Origin of the sequence: Candidatus Phaeomarinobacter ectocarpi (assembly GCF_000689395.1) — a bacterium.
Taxonomy (GTDB): Bacteria; Pseudomonadota; Alphaproteobacteria; order CGMCC-115125; family CGMCC-115125; genus Pyruvatibacter; species Pyruvatibacter ectocarpi.
The window spans coordinates 2,426,451-2,443,940 of sequence record NZ_HG966617.1 but is presented as its reverse complement, the minus strand read 5'-3'; the positions used below and the strand labels follow the sequence as shown (position 1 = coordinate 2,443,940).

General features: G+C 58.6%; 18 protein-coding genes. 14 read left to right on the top strand and 4 right to left on the bottom strand.

Annotated elements, in window-relative coordinates; all coding sequences use genetic code 11:
• Positions 1-5 precede the first annotated feature (5 nt).
• Positions 6-1,022, bottom strand: coding sequence for an alpha/beta fold hydrolase (locus tag BN1012_RS11855; protein ID WP_043949774.1), 1,017 nt, complete (start codon positions 1,020-1,022; stop codon positions 6-8).
• A gap of 281 nt (positions 1,023-1,303) precedes the next feature.
• Between BN1012_RS11855 and ykgO the strand changes: the two genes are divergently transcribed.
• From ykgO to BN1012_RS11830, 5 genes are all read left to right on the top strand, one after another.
• A complete protein-coding gene (gene ykgO, locus BN1012_RS11850; protein WP_027842262.1) occupies positions 1,304-1,429 on the top strand; it encodes a type B 50S ribosomal protein L36 in 126 nt (41 codons plus the stop codon).
• A 36-nt stretch (positions 1,430-1,465) separates the two neighbouring features.
• On the top strand, positions 1,466-2,074 hold the full coding sequence (locus tag BN1012_RS11845; RefSeq protein WP_171815956.1) for an HAD family hydrolase: 609 nt from the start codon (positions 1,466-1,468) through the stop codon (positions 2,072-2,074).
• 117 nt (positions 2,075-2,191) lie between these two features.
• Positions 2,192-3,247, top strand: coding sequence for a saccharopine dehydrogenase family protein (locus tag BN1012_RS11840; protein WP_043949772.1), 1,056 nt, complete (start codon positions 2,192-2,194; stop codon positions 3,245-3,247).
• A 65-nt stretch (positions 3,248-3,312) separates the two neighbouring features.
• On the top strand, positions 3,313-3,882 hold the full coding sequence (locus BN1012_RS11835) for a tetratricopeptide repeat protein (protein ID WP_052535165.1): 570 nt from the start codon (positions 3,313-3,315) through the stop codon (positions 3,880-3,882).
• 78 nt (positions 3,883-3,960) lie between these two features.
• Positions 3,961-4,962 (top strand): alpha/beta fold hydrolase, encoded by a 1,002-nt coding sequence (locus tag BN1012_RS11830; RefSeq protein ID WP_171815955.1) that lies wholly within the window; start codon positions 3,961-3,963, stop codon positions 4,960-4,962.
• Between the two features lie 12 nt (positions 4,963-4,974).
• On the opposite strand, the gene pyk is transcribed toward BN1012_RS11830, so the two are convergent.
• The gene (gene pyk / locus BN1012_RS11825) at positions 4,975-6,408 is read right to left on the bottom strand and encodes a pyruvate kinase (protein ID WP_043949771.1); all 1,434 of its coding nucleotides are present in this window, start codon (positions 6,406-6,408) and stop codon (positions 4,975-4,977) included.
• 3 nt (positions 6,409-6,411) lie between these two features.
• Complete coding sequence (locus BN1012_RS11820; protein WP_043949770.1) at positions 6,412-6,888, bottom strand: DUF1036 domain-containing protein; 477 nt, start codon at positions 6,886-6,888, stop codon at positions 6,412-6,414.
• A 134-nt stretch (positions 6,889-7,022) separates the two neighbouring features.
• On the opposite strand from BN1012_RS11820, the gene BN1012_RS11815 reads away from it, so the two are divergent.
• From BN1012_RS11815 to BN1012_RS11795, 5 genes are all read left to right on the top strand, one after another.
• Entirely contained in the window at positions 7,023-7,859 is an 837-nt protein-coding gene (locus tag BN1012_RS11815) for an N-formylglutamate amidohydrolase (RefSeq protein WP_122381366.1), read from the top strand.
• Complete coding sequence (locus BN1012_RS11810) at positions 7,856-9,004, top strand: carboxylate-amine ligase (RefSeq protein WP_244442897.1); 1,149 nt, start codon at positions 7,856-7,858, stop codon at positions 9,002-9,004. The genes BN1012_RS11815 and BN1012_RS11810 overlap by 4 nt, the downstream gene beginning before the upstream one ends.
• Before the next feature lie 51 nt (positions 9,005-9,055).
• Positions 9,056-9,952, top strand: coding sequence for a DUF817 domain-containing protein (locus tag BN1012_RS11805; protein ID WP_043949769.1), 897 nt, complete (start codon positions 9,056-9,058; stop codon positions 9,950-9,952).
• The gene (locus BN1012_RS11800) at positions 9,924-10,184 is read left to right on the top strand and encodes a DUF1244 domain-containing protein (RefSeq protein WP_043949768.1); all 261 of its coding nucleotides are present in this window, start codon (positions 9,924-9,926) and stop codon (positions 10,182-10,184) included. Before BN1012_RS11805 ends, BN1012_RS11800 begins: the two co-directional genes overlap by 29 nt.
• A gap of 128 nt (positions 10,185-10,312) precedes the next feature.
• Positions 10,313-10,564: a DUF2312 domain-containing protein gene (locus BN1012_RS11795; protein WP_043949767.1), complete on the top strand. Its 252-nt coding sequence runs from the start codon at positions 10,313-10,315 to the stop codon at positions 10,562-10,564.
• Positions 10,565-10,591: 27 nt separating this feature from the next.
• On the opposite strand, the gene BN1012_RS11790 is transcribed toward BN1012_RS11795, so the two are convergent.
• Entirely contained in the window at positions 10,592-12,106 is a 1,515-nt protein-coding gene (locus tag BN1012_RS11790) for a sigma-54-dependent transcriptional regulator (protein WP_043951005.1), read from the bottom strand.
• 436 nt (positions 12,107-12,542) lie between these two features.
• Between BN1012_RS11790 and BN1012_RS11785 the strand changes: the two genes are divergently transcribed.
• The 4 genes from BN1012_RS11785 (at position 12,543) to BN1012_RS11770 (ending at position 17,463) form a co-directional block, all read left to right on the top strand.
• Positions 12,543-13,415: an OmpA family protein gene (locus BN1012_RS11785; RefSeq protein WP_043949766.1), complete on the top strand. Its 873-nt coding sequence runs from the start codon at positions 12,543-12,545 to the stop codon at positions 13,413-13,415.
• Between the two features lie 255 nt (positions 13,416-13,670).
• The gene (locus BN1012_RS11780) at positions 13,671-15,551 is read left to right on the top strand and encodes a M3 family oligoendopeptidase (protein ID WP_043949765.1); all 1,881 of its coding nucleotides are present in this window, start codon (positions 13,671-13,673) and stop codon (positions 15,549-15,551) included.
• A gap of 2 nt (positions 15,552-15,553) precedes the next feature.
• On the top strand, positions 15,554-16,912 hold the full coding sequence (locus BN1012_RS11775) for an ABC1 kinase family protein (protein ID WP_043949764.1): 1,359 nt from the start codon (positions 15,554-15,556) through the stop codon (positions 16,910-16,912).
• A 59-nt stretch (positions 16,913-16,971) separates the two neighbouring features.
• Positions 16,972-17,463: a PaaI family thioesterase gene (locus tag BN1012_RS11770; RefSeq protein ID WP_043949763.1), complete on the top strand. Its 492-nt coding sequence runs from the start codon at positions 16,972-16,974 to the stop codon at positions 17,461-17,463.
• The last annotated feature ends 27 nt before the right edge of the window (positions 17,464-17,490 follow it).

Here is a 17,490-nt window from a genome sequence, read left to right as displayed (position 1 = left end):
CCGTATTAGCTCAGGCGTTCTGCTTCCCATGCTGTCACAAGGCCTTGTATGGCCATGGTGAAGGCGTGGGGCTGGTCGAGCATGACATGGTGGCGGGCTTCTGGGATTGAGAAGATGGGAGTGGCGTCGCCGCCGACCTTACGGTGGTGGTCCATCACTTCCTTCTGGCCATTCCAGGACAGGCCACCCATGACCACGGCCTTGCGGCAGGCCATGTCAGCGAAGCGTTCATTGAGGTCTGCCCCCAATACCAGCCCGTAGAAGATTTTCGGATCAAACTTCCACGTCCAACCTGCTGCTTCTGATGTCCGTCCAAGATGATCCGGCACAGGTGTCGCCTCACGCAGGCTTTCCTTGGCGATGAAATCAAAGATGAAGCGGTTGGCCAGCGGTTGGTCCGGTGCCAGGCGAAAACGGCCCAGAGCTGTTTCGTAGTCCGGGTACACGCGGGTGGGCCGCGGCGGTGGATTGTCCTTGAACCATTCCTCGTGCTCGCCTTTGGGGCGGACACCGAAATCAACCTGGATAAAGCCGCCGAGTTCCTCGCCATAGGTCGACGCCGCAATCAGCGATACGAAGCCACCGAAGGAGTGGCCGACCACGTAGCCGGGCGTCATGTTTGCGTCGCGCACGACCGAGATGATTTCCTCGGCATAGCTTTCGCGGGTGTAGCGTTCCGGTCGCCATCCGCTTTCGCCCATGCCGCCCAGATCCATCGATGCAACCTGGAACTGTTCAGACAGGAAAGGCGCGATGTGGGCGAACCACATTGCGTGGGCACCGTTGCCATGGACGAAAACGATTCCCGGCTTGGGCGCTTCACCTTCTTTGGGCGCGCCCCACAACAGGTAGTGAATTGGTGTCCCGTCTACCGTCACATGACGGCTCTCACGTGGTGCCGCAAGCGCCCGGGTAAACCAAAGGGGTGGCTCTTTGATTTCGACCAGTGGTTCTTCGAGGGGCGCGTTGGAGGGCGGACCGTCGGACTTATTGGCGTTTTGCGGACGCTCTTCGTAACTCATGGGATAGGGTACTCACCTTATGGGGGGCATGAAGCGCCGCTGGGAGCGGGTGCCACCATAATTCCTGACTGGGCGTCACCTTTACCTGATGACATACCAATATGGCTAGGTGTGGTATCGGAAATGGTGCACAGGCCTGACGTGAAGATGAGTCTTGGCTCAGGTGGTTGACATGAGGGGCGGGACTGTTATTTTCCGCGCCAACTGGCCGGGATTTCCCGGCTTTTCCGTTTTCATGAGCTGCCGGTCACTCGGCGCCAAGATACAAGCGATCCGATCCGATGAAAGTCCGCAATTCGCTCAAGTCGCTGGCCAAGCGCGACAAAAACTGCCGTATCGTGCGCCGTAAAGGCCGCCTTTACGTCATCAACAAGGTCAACCCTCGCTTCAAAGCCCGCCAGGGCTAAGGGGCTCTCACGCTGATGTCTCATGAGACGGGAAGCGTGAAAGCGGTTGTTTTCGACCTTGGCGGTGTCCTGATCGACTGGGACCCGCGCCTGATTTTTCAGCAGCATTTTGCCACGCGTGGCGTGTTGGAGGCCTTCCTGGCGGAGGTATTCTGGCGCGCCCATCATGCTTGCCATGACACGCTTGCGCCGTTTGAAGAGACATTGGCGCCCTACAAGCGGGACTATCCCCACTTCGCACCAGCGCTGGATGCGATGGCCACTGACTGGCAAAAGGCCGTCATGGGTCCCATCCCTGAGACGGTGGCCGTGCTTGAAGAGCTTGTCGCCCGCGATGTGCCGGTCTTTGCCCTGAGCAACTGGCCTGCCCAGACCTGGCCGCCGGCCCATCCCAATGCGGACGACTATGCGTTCCTCGATCATTTTCGCAGCATTGTCGTTTCCGGGCAGGTGCAGCTCAGGAAGCCTGACCCTGCAATCTACAAACTGGCGCTTGAGCAGTTCGGTCTCGCGGCAGGTGAAGCGCTGTTTGTTGATGATCTTGCAGGGAATGCTGACGCGGCGACCCAGGCCGGCATGATCGGCCATCAATTCCTGTCAGCTGACCATCTGCGCACGCGATTGGTATCCGCCGGATTGCTCTAGGACTGTTGTGCAGCAGCCCTTGCCCAGCTGGGCAGGACACGTCACGATCCTTTCAAGAAACAGTCATGGGCCGCGACAGGGAAATCCTGTGCGGCCTGTTTTGGGGGCGGGGATACGATGTCTGGCAGATTCATGATTTACGGGGCGACCGGGTACACCGGCAAGCTCACAGCACGGGTAGCAGCGCAAAAGGGTCTGAAGCCAATCCTGGCTGGACGCAATGCGTCCAAGGTCCAGGCGATTGCTGAACCTTTGGGACTTGAATGGGCCGCCATATCGCTGGATCGCCCCAATGCGCTGGACAAGGCGCTGGAAAAAGTGGACGCGGTGTTACACATCGCCGGGCCGTTCTCGGCAACATCCAAGCCAATGCTCGATGCCTGCATCCGAACAAAGACCCACTATCTTGATATCACCGGCGAGATTGATGTTTTTGAGGCCTGCGCTGCTCGTGATGACGAAGCGCGCAAGGCGGGCATCATGGTTCTGCCCGGCGTTGGCTTTGACGTTGTTCCCAGTGATTGCCTGGCGGCACATATGAAACGCCGCCTGCCGGAAGCAGAGCGCCTGGAGATGGGCATTGCGGGCATGGGCAACATGTCTCACGGCACCGGCAAGACCATGGTTGAAAGCATTTCGACCGGCACGCGGGTGCGCCGGGGTGAGAAGATTGTTGCCCTTGGCAAGACGCCGCGCCGGACAATGGATTATGGAAAAGGCGAAAGTAACTCGATTGCGGTGGGATGGGGCGATGTCTCAACCGCGTATCATTCAACGGGCATTCCCGACATCACCATCTACTTTGAAGCCAGCAAGGACATGGAGCGGATGGCGAGCCTGGGGCCCGCGGCGCGCTGGGTGATGGGAACGGGGCCGGTGCAACGGTTCCTCAAAAAACAGATCGAGCGCATGCCCGAAGGTCCAACCGATGAGCAGCGCGCGGCCTCCTTCACAACGCTTGTAGGTGAAGCGACCGACAGCGCCGGCAATGTGGTTCGCAGTCGGCTGGAAACGCCTGAAGGCTACACTCTGACGGCGGAAACCGGGCTTGAAATTGCCCAGCGGGCGGCTGCGGGTAACGTCAAGATTGGCTTCCAGACACCGTCCAATGCCTATGGCGCAGACCTGATTACGGAGTTTGACGGGGTGCGGCGCGAAGACCTCAACGCCTGAGCGCTCACAGCTTTTTGTCCTTTCGGTGCCTCGCCAAGGGGCGTTAGCGGGACATATACTTTCGTATGACTTTTCTACTGACACCCTTTCGCACGGTTTTGCAGGCGGTCCTGATCGTCTTCGCAATGGGCACATTCCCGGCCTTGGCAGCGTCTTCTGTCGAGCTGGACCGTCTGTTTGATCAACTGGCCAAGGCACAAAGTCCTGCCGAAGCGGCCTTGATTGAGGACGAAATCTGGCGGCAATGGTCAGATTCCGGCAGTCCGACGCTTGATCTCATCATGCTGCGGGGGCTCAAGGCACTTGAGGCGCAGGAATATGCCGTTGCGCTGGATATGTTCTCGACCGCCATCGAGATTGAGCCGGACTACGCCGAGGCCTGGAACAAGCGGGCGACGCTCTATTACGTCATCAATGACTATGATGCCGCCATCGCCGACGTGACGCAGGTGCTGGCGCGCGAGCCGCGCCATTGGGCTGCACTCATGGGGCTTGCGGTCATGTTCGATGATCTGGACCGCAAGGAGCCTGCGCTTGGTGCCTATCGGGCCGCATTTGAAATCAATCCGCAGCTTGAAGATGCCGAGGCGGCAATTGAACGGCTGAAGGTGGATGTCGAAGGACGGGGCATCTAAAAGGGCAAATCAATTGGGTCGCGTTCGGGTGCTGTCAGTACCCGGATGATCAGATATTTCACTTTTCTTGGGGTTATCATGGGACGGGTTATGGGCACCGTGCTTTTTCTGCTGGTTGCAGTTTTTGGTGGGCTTTACGTCTACACGCTTTGGTTCGGGTCTCAGACTGAGGCCCGCTTTCCGCCGCTTGGTGAGTTTGTTGAGGTGGAGGGGACCAAGCTGCACTACGTCGACAAAGGCCAGGGGGTGCCAATTGTTCTGGTGCATGGCGCGAGCGGCAATCTGCGGGACTTTGCGACGTCTATTCTCGATGACATTGCCAGGACCCATCGCGTCATTGCTTTCGACCGCCCCGGCCATGGCTGGAGTGAGCGCGGACCGCTTGAGGATGTGCATGACCCGGCCGTGCAGGCGCGTCTCGTCAATGGCGCGCTGGAGAAACTCGGCGTGGGCGAGCACGTGATCTTGGGACACTCATGGGGTGGGGCTGTCGTGATGGCATATGCCCTGAACCATCCGGATGATCTGATCGGTCTTATTCCCATGTCCGGCGCGACCTATCCCTGGCAGGGCGGTGTTGCGTGGTATCACGGCATTGTTCAAACGCCTGTTGTTGGCGGATTTTTTCTCCGCACGCTCATGGTGCCTGCGGGGCAGCAACTCAAGGAGCCAGGCGTGGTTGGCAACTTCTATCCGGATGTCGCTCCTGACAATTACTCTGAGAATATCGGTCTGGACCTGCTGTTCCGCCCGGGTAACTTCCGCAATAACTCGGTTGATGTCAGCAATCTCAAGTCAGCGCTGGCGCGTCAGTCGGAGCGCTATTCCGAGGTCAAAGTGCCCACCATCATCGTGCATGGTGGCGGGGACCGGTCTGTCGGCTTTGGGATTCACTCCGAACCGCTGCATGACGCCATCGATGGGTCTGAGCTCATCCGCCTGCGCGGCACGGGTCATATGCCGCACTATGCGCGCCCTGACATTGTGCTTGATGCCATTGACCGGCTGGCACGCGGCGACGCACCACAGGCTGGCCTGAGGATTGTGGAAGAAGGTCAGGCTCTAGCTCAAGTTCAGTAGGTCCAGCGGCGGCTAGGGGTGGTTGGCTGCGCTGTCGGCGACAAACGCCACGCGCAGCATGTTGGTTGCGCCCGGCGTGCCGAGGGGGACGCCGGCCATGATGACAATGCGATCGCCTACGCGGGCCATGCCCTGCTGGAACGCAAGGCGTCCGGCACGATCCACCATGTCATCCAGATCGCGGGCGTCGTCGGTCATCACGCAGTTGAGACCCCAGACCAAGGACAGGCGCCGGGCTGTGGGCGCATGGGGCGTCAGCGCCAGCACCGGCACATTGCTGCGTTCGCGGGCGGCCCGCATGCCGGTTGACCCGGAGGTCGTGTAGCAAACGATTGCTGCGGCGTTGAGTGTTTCTGCAACCGTTCGCGCAGCCTTGCTCAAAGCATCCGGCCCTGTCGGCTCTGGTTCCGTGCGTTGGGCATTGATGATCTGTCCGTAATTGGGATCTGTCTCGATTGATTCAGCGATGCTGTTCATCATTGCAACGGCCTCTACCGGGTAGTCGCCAGCTGCCGACTCAGCAGACAGCATGACCGCATCCGCGCCTTCAAACACGGCGGTGGCTACGTCTGACACCTCAGCGCGGGTCGGGACGGGGTTCTGGATCATGCTTTCCAGCATCTGCGTTGCCACGACCACAGGTTTGCCGGCGCGCCGGGCGGCCCGTGTGATGCGTTTTTGCAGCCCCGGCACTGTTTCAACCGGGCATTCCACGCCCAGATCGCCCCGGGCAACCATCAACCCGTCGGAAATGTCGAGGATGGCATCCAGGTCGTTGATGGCGGACGGCTTTTCGATCTTCGCCATGACGGCGGCGCGACCACGGGCCAGCTTTTTGGTTTCAGCTACGTCCTGAGCAGACTGCACGAATGACAGGGCGATCCAGTCCACATCGAGATTGAGGGCCGCTTCCAGGTCGCTGCGGTCCTTGGCGGTGAGCGCGGGGATCGGTAGCACAGCGTCGGGTATGTTGACGCCCTTGCGGGAGGTCAGTTTGCCGCCTGCAACAACTGTGGTGGTGAGGCTCGACCCGTCCGTCTCTTCCACGCGCAGGTTGATTTTGCCATCGTCGAGCAGCAGGTGATGCCCGGGCTCGGCGACTTTCAGAATTTCAGGGTGGGGCAAGGGCGCGCGACTCTTGCTGCCCGGTGCATTGTCCAGATCCAGGGTGAAGGTCTCGCCGTTTTCCAGAACGACGCCCTCCTCCCCCATATCGCCGACGCGCAGCTTGGGGCCCTGCAGGTCAACCAGGATAGAAATCGGATGTTGAACGGACCGTTCCAGCTCCCGCAGCATGGCCACACGTCTGGCCAGACCTGCATGGTCGGAGTGGCTCATGTTCAGGCGAAAGGCATCAGCGCCCGCCTCGTAGAGCTTTGAGACCATTTCAAATGTGTCAGAGGCGGGTCCCAGCGTGGCGAGCACACGAACATTGCGATGGCGCACGGGTCAGTTCACCTCATTGGTCAGGTTGCCAAGAGTGGCGCGGGGATCCGGCTTGCGGGTTGCTTCGTTCAGCCGAACTGTCCAGTCAGGGGATCTGGAAGTATCCACTTCCATGAAGCCGGCGGTGTGATGGCCGCGTGTTTCACAGTCATTGCGTCCGGAGATGGTGAATTCGCCGGGGGCAACACACAGGGTCGAGAGGCCTGACCAGCCGCCGCCAGCATCAAAGTCGATTGCGAACAGATAATAGTAGCGTGCGGTGAGGTCACTTTGGATGACCGGCGCGCAGTCGCCGCCTTCTATGTGCCACCAGCCTTCCGATACCCAGACATCCTGACTGTAGTAGCCAAGCGCGACACCAACACGGCTTGTAGACTCGTTGCACACGTCCAGGCTGGCTGAGGCGTTGGCCGTGAGGCCAATCAGGCCACCAGACGTAACACTGACCAACAGGAAGAGTTTCGCGAAAAGCTGTCTCATGCGGGTTTGAATATCCTGTCAGTCCTTGAATGTGAGTCATCTGTTGGTATCCAAGGCACGCTATCACCGCTCACGCGGGCTGTCAGTTCCTGTTGGGTTTCATATAGTCCGCGTGGTCTCGTATAGTTGGCGCCATGTCTCATGCCGCGATGTCGTCGACCAATCCCGAAGTGCCGTTTCAGCCATTCCACCTGGTAAATAAGGGTGCGGTGGGGCCTGTGGTCTTGCTGTGCGACCACGCCTCCAATGCCTTGCCAGCCGAGTATGGAACGCTGGGTCTGCCGCCGACAGACCTTGAGCGCCATATCGGGTGGGACGTGGGCGCCGCCGACGTGACGCGCCGCCTGGCGGAGTTGCTGCAGGCGCCGGCCGTGTTGTCGGGCTTTTCCCGACTTCTGATTGACCCAAACCGGGCTGCGGATGACCCGACATTGGTCATGAAACTGTCAGACGGTGCGATCATACCGGGCAATCGTCATGTCACACCTGACGAGGTGGCCCGACGGCGCGCAGCCTGCTGGCAGCCCTATCATGATGCGGTAACGGCCATGATTGATCAGGTGGTCGCCTCGGGCGAGGCGCCGCTGGTGGTCTCGCTTCATAGCTTTACGCCTGTGTGGCGGGGGCTTCCCCGGCCATGGCATTCGGGCGTCCTGTGGGACAAGGACCATCGGCTGCCGCACGCTCTTTTGTCTGGGTTGCGCATGGAGCCGGGCATGGTTGTTGGGGACAACGAACCCTACAAAGGGCAATTGCGGGGGGACACCATGTACAGGCACGGCACCCAGCGCGGGTTGCCGCATTCCATCATCGAGATCCGCCAGGACCTGATTGACACCCATGGCGGTGCACTGGAATGGGCGGAGCGCCTGGCGCGTATTCTCTCAGACATTCTCAAGACATCTCCCAGCATCAATACCGTCGAGTATTTTGGATCGCATACGGACGATCAAGCGAAGGGTGCAGCATGATGAAGCGACCTGCGTTCACGCTGGGAGTTGAGGAAGAGTATCTTCTGGTCAACAAGGAAACGCGTGACCTTGTGTCCGAGCCACCTGCTGATCTGTTGCCGAGAATGTCTGACGCCATTGGGACGCAGGTGTCGCCGGAATTTCTGCAGAGCCAGGTTGAGATTGGCACCGGCATTTGTGAAACGCCTGCGGATGTGCGTGCAGACCTGAAAAGGCTTCGGGGTGCTGTGTGCGATGTGGCGGCGGAATATGGGTACGCGCCAATCGCTGCCAGCACGCATCCCTTTGCCAAATGGTCCGAACAGCACCACACGGAAAAGGCGCGCTATGACCAGATTGCCAAGGACCTGGCTGGCACGGTCCGGCGGTTGCTCATCTGTGGCATGCACATTCACTGTGGCATTGAGGACGATGATCTGCGCATCGATCTGATGAATCAGGTTAGCTATTTCCTGCCGCACATTCTGGCGCTGTCTGCGTCTTCTCCCTACTGGCAGGGAGAAGATACCGGCATGGCGTCTTACCGGCTGACGGTGTTTGACGCGTTGCCGCGTACGGGCGTCCCTGATTCATTCGACAGCTGGCCTGAGTATCAGCGGGTGGTTTCGCGGCTGGTGGAGGTTGGTGCCATTGAAGACGCCAGCAAGATCTGGTGGGACATCCGGCCGTCCGTGCGGTGGCCGACGCTTGAAGCGCGGGTGGCGGATGTCTGTACACGGATAGAAGATGCGGTTGCTCTGGCAGCGCTTTATCAGTGTCTCCTCTCGATGTTGTTTACCCTGCGCGAAAAGAACCAGCGGTGGCGCGTTTATCCGCGCATCCTGATTGAGGAGAACCGCTGGCGGGCGCAAAGGTATGGCGTGACCCGTGACATGGCTGATTTTGGTCAGGGAAAAATGGTGTCGTTTGGGGATCTGTCAGATGAGCTTGTGGGGCTGCTGAAGGAAGAAGCCCAACAGCTGGGATGCACGGAAGAGCTGTTGCATGTCGCGACAATTGCCCGGCGCGGCACCAGTTCGCAGGCTCAGCGTGTTGCTTATGATGAGGCCCGCGCCAACGGGTTGGATCACGATGCTGCCCTGAAGGCCGTAGTGGATCACCTCATTGATGAGACAGCTCGAGGCATCGGCACACCTTCGCCATGATTTTGCGAGAGGTCTCGCTCTCCTTGTAACCGGCAAGCTGAGCATTCCTGCATGACATCCCGTTTTACGTCTGTCGAACAAACCATCGACGACTTTGCGCACAGGGTTCTCGCGCGCCTCGAAGGCGGGTGGCTGCCTTCGGCCGTCATCGAATTCGTTGTATTCGGAATAAAGCAGGCGTGGGCATGTCTGTTTGGCGGGTTGATGCTGGCGATGATCATGGCCAGTGCGCTGTTCTATCCCGAAGATGCAGTGCTCAATCGCTATGACGCCTTGTTCCTAGGTGCGTTGATAATCCAGCTGGGCATGATCGCCTTCCGGCTTGAGACATTTGATGAGGTGAAAGTGATCCTCGTTTTTCATGTGGTCGGCACAGCGATGGAAATTTTCAAGACCAGCGTCGGCTCGTGGGTCTATCCGGAACAGGCAATTTTCCGGATCGTGGATGTGCCGATGTTCTCGGGGTTCATGTATGCGGCGGTCGGCAGCTATCTGGCCCGGGTCACACGCATTTTCGATTTCCGTTTCACTCACTACCCGCCGGTCTGGGCGACGGTTGTTCTGGCGGGGCTCGTCTATGTGAACTTCTTCGCTCATCACTATCTGCCTGATATTCGGCTAGGCCTGTTTGCTGTCGTGCTGGTGCTCTTTGGGAGAACGCGCGTCTACTTTCGTGTTTTCCGTTTTCGCTTCTGGATGCCGTTGGTAATCGGGTTCGGGCTTGTTGCGCTGTTCATCTGGTTTGCGGAAAACATTGGGACCTTGTCGCGGGCGTGGCTGTACCCAAATCAAGCCAATGGGTGGTCGCTGGTGTCGATCCAGAAGCTCGGTTCGTGGTATCTGCTCATGATAATAAGCTTTGTGCTGGTCACGCTTGTGCGCAGACCGCAGCAAATGACGCCGGATTTGGAGAGTAAGAATGTCTACCGATCAGAAGACGGAACTTGAAGCGGCCGCATTTCGGCGCCTCGTGGCGCATTTGCAGGAACGCACTGATGTTCAGAACATCGATTTGATGAATCTCTCCGGGTTCTGCCGGAACTGCCTGTCGCGTTGGTATGGTGAGGAGGCCTCAGAGATGGGCGTTGATATCTCCAAGGATGCTGCCCGCGAGATTGTGTATGGCATGCCCTATGCGGACTGGAAGGCGAAGTATCAGACTGAAGCGACCGATGCGTAGAAGGCTGCTTTTGATGGTGCTGCCAAGGACCACAGCTAAAAGGGTCAGATAGGCGGTTGCGGATCAGGGGTCGGGCTGGTTAATGTCCGCGCCCTTTCCCAACCACCTCAACCCAAAAGAGGCTGACCATGGCGCAGACCGGCGGCGTTGCCCGCGATCAACTCAAATCCATCGTTGAACGCATTGAGCGGCTTGAAGAAGAAAAAGCAGCGCTCGCAGGCGATATCCGTGAGGTTTATGCCGAGGCCAAGGGCAATGGCTATGACGTGAAGGCGCTGCGCCGGGTTGTACGTGAACGCAAGCTGGACCGTGCCGAGTTCCAGGAACAGGAAGCGATCATTGATCTCTACCGGTCGGCTCTGGGTCTTGCGGCTGACTAAGCTGTCTGCCGACAGGGGCTTGTTTCCTCAGGCGCGGACTTCGATGCCCAGATCGCGAACCTTGCGATAGAGCGTTGAGCGTCCGATGCCCAGACGGCGGGCAACTTCCGACATGTGACCTTCGTATTTCTCGATGGCCAGACGGATCATGTCCGCCTCCATGTCTTCCAGCTTTTTCAGATTGCCGCTTTCATCCAGCGCGGTGATGTCGCTTGGCAGTCCTTCGTATGCTGGTTCATCGGCATATGAAGGTGCTGCTGCAAAAGCGCTTTGTGCCTGTGGCGCTGCGGCGGGCACGGCAGCACCAAGGACTGCAGGCTGAATGTCCGGAAGGCGCGGCTTGGGCCGGGCCTGGGCACCAGCAAGGCTGGCGATCTGCGGGAAGTCTTCAAAGCACAGCATGTCGGTATCGCACAGAACGACCGCACGGAAGACCGCGTTCTCGAGCTGGCGCACATTGCCAGGCCAGGCAAAGCCTTCAAGCAGGGAGCGGGCGTCGGCATCCATGCCGCGAATAGGCTTGCCTTCTTCGGCGGCAAACCTGGCAATGAAATGGTCAGTGAGGGGGGCGACATCTTCCCGGCGTTCCCGCAGCGGGGGAACGGCGACGGGGAAGACATTGAGGCGGTAATAGAGATCTTCGCGGAACGTGCCATCCTGCACGGCCTGAATCAGGTCGCGATTGGTGGCAGAGATCAGGCGAATGTCGACTTTGATCGGCTTTTTGGCGCCAACAGGGTCCACTTCGCCTTCCTGCAGGGCCCGTAGCAGCTTTACCTGCATGTCCAATGGGAGTTCACCGATTTCGTCCAGAAACAGCGTGCCGCCATGGGCTTCCTGGAATTTGCCGGCGTGTTTCTCTGTTGCGCCGGTAAAAGCACCCTTCTCGTGACCAAAAAGGATCGATTCGACCAAATTCTCTGGAATTGCACCGCAGTTGACGGTCACAAATGGCCGTCCGGCTCGGTCGCTGGAGCCCTGAATGGCGCGGGCGATCATCTCTTTACCCACGCCCGACTCGCCTTCAATGAGAATCGGGATGTTGGATTGGGCAGCGCGCTCGCCGATTTTCCCGACTTTTCGCATGGCGGGGCTCTCGGCAATCAGGTCATCAAATGTGAGCTGACCAGTAGAATGCTTCTTAAGGCGGGTAATTTCCTTGCCCAGGGCCTCAAGTTTCAGCGCATTGGCGATGGAAACCTGCAGACGCTCCGGACTTGCGGGCTTTACGACAAAGTCGCGGGCGCCTGCCTGCATGGCCTTAACCACTGTGTCGATGCCGCCGTGGCCGGTCAGGACAATGAATGGGAGTTCGGGGCGGGCAGGGTGCACGCGCTCCATCACAGCCCAGCCGTCGGTCTCGGGCATCACCAGATCAAGTACCACGAGGTCAATCTCGCCGGCGCGCGCGCCTTCAAGGGTTGCAATGGCTTCATTGCCGCCGCCAGCGGTCATGACGCGGTGGCCGTCACGCTCAACAACGGCAGAAATCAGCCGCGTCTGTGCCGGATCGTCGTCAACAATGAGAATCGTTTTAGCCATACTGGTCCCCGAAACGCGCTGCCCGATGGGCATTTGTCTGTTACTGGACAAGGCGGTGGTCCCGGAAAGCGAATATTTCGCGAACATTCCTGCTGGAATGGAGCCGAGGCGCCCGTCTTGAGGTGGCATCTTTGCCTCAAGGCGGTTAAGGAGGGTTTTAGAGATCGGGGAACAACTTCACCATTCTTGGGTTCTGACTGTCTCAACCCGGGAAAAGGCACTCTATGGTTAACAAAAACCTGCCTTTTCCGGGGTGTTGCGTAAACGTGACTCCTGTTGCTCAACGGGCAGCTTCACTGGGAAATTGGTTGCCCCAGCGGCTGGCTTTGTGCGATGAAAGTCTTGGATACGCGGACTAGGTTAGTTCCCGGGCGGGTCCCGGCCACCCGTCGATTTCGGGGGGTGCGAAGGCAAATTTCGAATGACGGAGAGTGGGATGAACACGCTATCCCGGCTAATTGCGGTGGGGGCATTTTTTGGTCTAGCAGGCTGCGGCCTCGGTGGGACTTTCCATGTGGAAAGCTTCCTGGATCAGGAAATTTCTGGAGATGATTTTTACTCATGCCTAGCGGCTGAGTATCAGGACCGTGCGACATCGGAAGTCTATGTAGACTGCGAATGGCGTCACTCGGTTCTTTTCGCTGAAAAGGGTCGCGCAGCGCTTGCTGGCGGTCCGGTTGCGCCGTTTGATCCGGCCAATGTTCCCTGGGGCCGCAAGGTTCTGGACTCAGAACTTCCCGAGCTTCAGGAGGCCCGTGGCCGCCTGATCGCAGCTCTGGACAATGGTGGTCGCGATGATCGTGGCTGCGCATGTGCAAAAGCTCAGCGTTACTATGACGGTTGGGTCGAGCAGGCTTCTGATAACGAGTTTGGTGTTGACGGTGCCTTCTTCGGTGGTCGCGGTGGTCCGGTTCAGCCGGAACGCGTTGCTTCTGAAAAGGTCGCTTTCTACGAAGCACTGACCGAATGTGAAGCTGCTGCAGCAGATCAGGACTTTGTGATCTACTTCGGCTTCGACAAGTTCAACCTGACTTCAGCTGCCATGGCAGTGATCGACGAAGTCGCGAACTTCACCAAGGAATTCAACAACCCAACGGTTAATGTGGTTGGTCACACCGATACTTCCGGTTCGATCGCATACAACCAGGGCCTCTCACAGCGTCGCTCGAATGCAGTTGCAAACGCGCTCGCTGCACAGGGTGTGACTGTTGGAGCCGTGGGTGCCGAAGGTGAAACTTCACCGGCTGTACCAACTGGTGACGGCGTACGTGAACCTCTCAACCGCCGTGCGGTTATCGAGGTCCGCTAGTAGCGGAACGTACAAGCACCAGTGACTTCGGTCACTTGGACAAGAATAAGAAGGCCCGGCTCTCGCAGCCGGGCCTTTTTCTTTGCGTGTTCGATGGTTCACGAAGTTGATGGCAGGCACGCATGCGGCACGTTGGCCGATTGATGCGGCACTATTTGATTGTGGTGCCTGTCACGCCAATATCTCCTACAACAACCCGCCACCATCTTTCGGGATGGGTCGGCCCCAATTGCATGAATTCAGCCGAGTAAACACATGAGCAGTCCTGCATTCAGCCCCTCCTCGACCGCGACCGAGACGCAATCCGCGCAGGGCGAAGCGTTGCCGGCTTGGGATCTCAGTGATCTGTATCCCTCGGGTGGAGCCGATCAGACCAAAGGTGGGTTTGCTGGACGCGCCGCAGCCTTTGCCGATATCGCGACGGCCAAAGCAGAGGCTGACTCGTTTGCTCAAAAATACTCAGGACGCATCGAGAGCATTCTTGAAGGTACAGGCGGTGCTGATGATCTTGCGGATGCGCTGACGTCCTATGAAGTGCTAGACGAGCGCATGGGTCGGGTCGGGTCTTTTGCCGGGCTTGTCTATGCCACCGACACTACGAACGGTGATTTCGCAAAATTCTATGGTGACGTGCAGGAACAGCTGACGGGAATCAGCAGTTCAATCCTGTTCTTCACGCTTGATATCAATCGTATTGATGAGGCTGCTCTTGAAGCTGCCTATGCAGACAGCGAGACGCTTGCGCGCTATCGGCCATGGTTGACGGCTGCGCGGGCCTGGCGCCCCTACCAGTTGTCCGATGACCTGGAAAAACTGCTGCTTGAAAAGCGTGTGACGGGGGCATCTGCGTGGAACCGGCTTTTTGACGAGACGATGGCGGGTCTGCGCTTTGACATTGACGGCGAACAGGTGCCCATCGAGCCGGCGCTCAACACGCTGAGCAGCGCGTCGCCGACCGAACGCGAAGCGGGTGCCCGGTCCCTGGCGGATACGTTCGCGAAGAACGTCAGCACCTTTACGCTGATTACCAACACGCTTGCCAAGGATAAGGAAACAGAAGACCGGTGGCGCGGCTATGAAGATGTTGCGCAGGCACGGCACTTGTCCAACCAGGTTGAGCCGGAGGTCGTGAATGCTCTTGCCACAGCTGTGGAGAGCAAGTTCGCATCGGTGTCGCATCGCTATTACGCATTGAAGGCACGCATGGTTGGTGTCGATCAACTCAATTACTGGGATCGCAATGCACCGCTGCCCGACAGCGACGAGCGCAAGCTCTCGTGGGATGATGCAAAGACGACGGTGCTTGACGCCTATCGAGGGTTTGCTCCTGACATGGCCGAGATTGCAGGCCGGTTTTTTCAACCGTCGGGCGGATCAAGCTGGATCGATGCACAGATACGGCCAGGTAAATCACCGGGGGCTTTTTCGCATCCCACCGTGCCCAGTGCGCACCCTTACGTATTGCTCAATTATCAAGGCAAATTGCGCGACGTCATGACCCTTGCCCATGAGCTGGGCCACGGGGTGCATCAGGTGCTTGCAGCACCGCAAGGTCAGCTCCTGTCGCAGACACCGCTGACGCTGGCTGAAACGGCGTCGGTGTTTGGTGAGATGCTCACCTTCAGGGCCCTGCTGGCTGATGCGCCGGACGAGCGGTCGCGCCGGGCGATGCTCGCGTCCAAAGTCGAGGACATGATCAACACCGTTGTGCGCCAGACAGCGTTTTACATGTTCGAGCGCGATGTGCATCTCAGCCGCCGCGAAGGTGAACTGACATCGGATGACATCGGCCGCATATGGACGGACGTGCAGGCGAGGAGCCTTGGTCCGGCGATCAAGCTCAATGAAGGCTATGAGACCTTCTGGTGTTACATCCCGCATTTCATTCATTCGCCGTTCTATGTCTACGCCTATGCCTTTGGGGATTGCCTCGTGAATTCTCTCTACCGAGTTTATGAGAATGGACACCCTGACTTTGCGAGCGCCTATCTTGATATGCTGCGTGCCGGTGGCACCAAGCATCACTCCGAGTTGCTTGCACCCTTTGGCCTTGATGCCCGCAATCCGGATTTCTGGTCCGGTGGTCTGGCTGTCATTGAAGGTCTGATCGACGATCTGGAAGGGCTGGTGGCCTAGTCATGGATGACACCCCGACAAATGAAGACAACCGCATTGCCGGGCGCGCCAAGCGTTACGCGAAAGTCGGTGGCGGTGTCGGCGGCATTGCCGCCAAGGTAGCGGGTGCGCGTTTGTTTGGTCGCGAGATCGATGATGCGGCTGTGGCGGCAGAACTGCGCACCGCGTTGGGGGGCATGAAAGGCCCGATCATGAAGGTGGCGCAGATGCTAGCCACCATTCCCGAAGCCATACCGGAAGAATACGCGCTGGAGCTGGCGCAGCTTCAGGCGAATGCCCCTGCCATGGGTTGGCCTTTTGTGAAGCGACGTATGGCATCTGAACTCGGTCGCACCTGGCAAAAGAAGTTTGGATCCTTTGAGCGCGATGCGGCGGCTGCCGCATCGTTGGGCCAGGTGCACCGGGCAACGACACTGGAAGGTGAGCCGGTTGCCTGCAAACTTCAGTACCCGGACATGCAGTCTGCTGTGGAAGCAGATCTCACACAGCTTGAAATGGTGTTTGCCATTCAACGCCGCATCGATGGGGTGATTGATACGCGGCAGATGTCCAAGGAGATCGGCGCGCGCCTGCGCGAAGAGCTCGATTACGACATGGAAGCCCGGCATATCGCGCTGTACCAGCACATGCTGAGTGACGATGAAACCATTCGTGTGCCTGATGTGGTGGCTGACCTGTCAACCAAACGCCTGCTGACCATGAGCTGGCTGGATGGCCAACCCCTGCTGGATTTCAGGGAGGCCCCGCTTGAGGACCGCAACGCGATTGCAGCGGCGATGTTCCGTGCCTGGTGGCACCCGTTCAGCCACTTTGGTGTGATCCACGGCGATCCACACCTTGGTAATTACACCGTACGGGAAGATCACGGGATCAATCTGCTCGACTATGGCTGCATCCGGAAGTTCCCGCCGACATTCGTTGCCGGCGTTGTTGAGCTATATCGAGGTTTGCAGACGGATGATCGCGACCGTGTTGTGGCCGCATATGAAAGCTGGGGCTTTGAAAAGCTCAACAATGAGCTCGTGGATGTCCTCAACATCTGGGCATCGTTCATCTATGGCCCATTGCTGGATGACCGGGTCCGGACGATTGCGGATGGTGTGTCCGCGGGAAAGTATGGCCGTGAGGAAGCAACAAAAGTCCATGCGGCCTTGAAGAAACATGGTCCGGTGACGCCGCCGCGCGAATTCGTGTTCATGGACCGGGCGGCTATCGGGCTTGGCGGCGTGTTCCTGCATCTGGCAGCGGAACTGAATTTCCATGATCTGTTCAACGCCGAGATAGACGCGTTTGATCATGATGTTCTGGTCAAGCGGCAGGCCAAACAGTTCAAGGCCAATGGGCTTACGCTGGAGGCGTAGGCCCGACTGGGGTATGTGTGCTGCCGGATTTACATCACGGCGACAGGCAAGCTGCATCCATGACCCAGACTGACACCCCAATGAATGAAGAAGGCGTTCCGGAGGACTTCAGTCCGGCCACATGGCGTGGGGGCTTCGGGAACCAGGTGGGTCCCATCTATCAACGGTTCAGCGATGATGGCACCTGGGCGCGCGGATTCCTGGTCGGCGAGCGGCATACAAACGGCTTTCAGAACTGCCACGGCGGCATGCTCATGGCCTTTGCCGACATGGCCTTTGGATCCGTGGTCACCTATGAGAAGCACCGGTTCTGGGTCACTGTCCGTCTGGTGACGGATTTTGTGTCGTCGGCAGCGCTGGGCGAATTTGTACAAGGGAATGCGTCAGTGACGGGCGAAGACGGCGATTTCATCACCGTGCGCGGTCATATCTGGACCGGAGGCAATGATCCGGCGGGCCCCGATGGACGGACTTTGATGACCGGGACCGGTCTTTTCAAAATGCTGGGTGAAAGACCCGGCGAATCGCCGCTTCTGGCGGCCCGCGGCTAATGTCTTTCATCACAGTGAAAAGGCGCG

Coding starts and splice junctions, on each gene's coding strand:
- BN1012_RS11855 (WP_043949774.1), bottom strand. CDS start 1,022: ATGAGTTACGAAGAGCGTCCGCAAAACGCCAATAAGTCCGACGGTCCG.
- ykgO (WP_027842262.1), top strand. CDS start 1,304: ATGAAAGTCCGCAATTCGCTCAAGTCGCTGGCCAAGCGCGACAAAAAC.
- BN1012_RS11840 (WP_043949772.1), top strand. CDS start 2,192: ATGTCTGGCAGATTCATGATTTACGGGGCGACCGGGTACACCGGCAAG.
- BN1012_RS11835 (WP_052535165.1), top strand. CDS start 3,313: ATGACTTTTCTACTGACACCCTTTCGCACGGTTTTGCAGGCGGTCCTG.
- BN1012_RS11830 (WP_171815955.1), top strand. CDS start 3,961: ATGGGACGGGTTATGGGCACCGTGCTTTTTCTGCTGGTTGCAGTTTTT.
- BN1012_RS11820 (WP_043949770.1), bottom strand. CDS start 6,888: ATGAGACAGCTTTTCGCGAAACTCTTCCTGTTGGTCAGTGTTACGTCT.
- BN1012_RS11815 (WP_122381366.1), top strand. CDS start 7,023: ATGTCTCATGCCGCGATGTCGTCGACCAATCCCGAAGTGCCGTTTCAG.
- BN1012_RS11810 (WP_244442897.1), top strand. CDS start 7,856: ATGATGAAGCGACCTGCGTTCACGCTGGGAGTTGAGGAAGAGTATCTT.
- BN1012_RS11805 (WP_043949769.1), top strand. CDS start 9,056: ATGACATCCCGTTTTACGTCTGTCGAACAAACCATCGACGACTTTGCG.
- BN1012_RS11800 (WP_043949768.1), top strand. CDS start 9,924: ATGTCTACCGATCAGAAGACGGAACTTGAAGCGGCCGCATTTCGGCGC.
- BN1012_RS11795 (WP_043949767.1), top strand. CDS start 10,313: ATGGCGCAGACCGGCGGCGTTGCCCGCGATCAACTCAAATCCATCGTT.
- BN1012_RS11790 (WP_043951005.1), bottom strand. CDS start 12,106: ATGGCTAAAACGATTCTCATTGTTGACGACGATCCGGCACAGACGCGG.
- BN1012_RS11785 (WP_043949766.1), top strand. CDS start 12,543: ATGAACACGCTATCCCGGCTAATTGCGGTGGGGGCATTTTTTGGTCTA.
- BN1012_RS11780 (WP_043949765.1), top strand. CDS start 13,671: ATGAGCAGTCCTGCATTCAGCCCCTCCTCGACCGCGACCGAGACGCAA.
- BN1012_RS11775 (WP_043949764.1), top strand. CDS start 15,554: ATGGATGACACCCCGACAAATGAAGACAACCGCATTGCCGGGCGCGCC.
- BN1012_RS11770 (WP_043949763.1), top strand. CDS start 16,972: ATGACCCAGACTGACACCCCAATGAATGAAGAAGGCGTTCCGGAGGAC.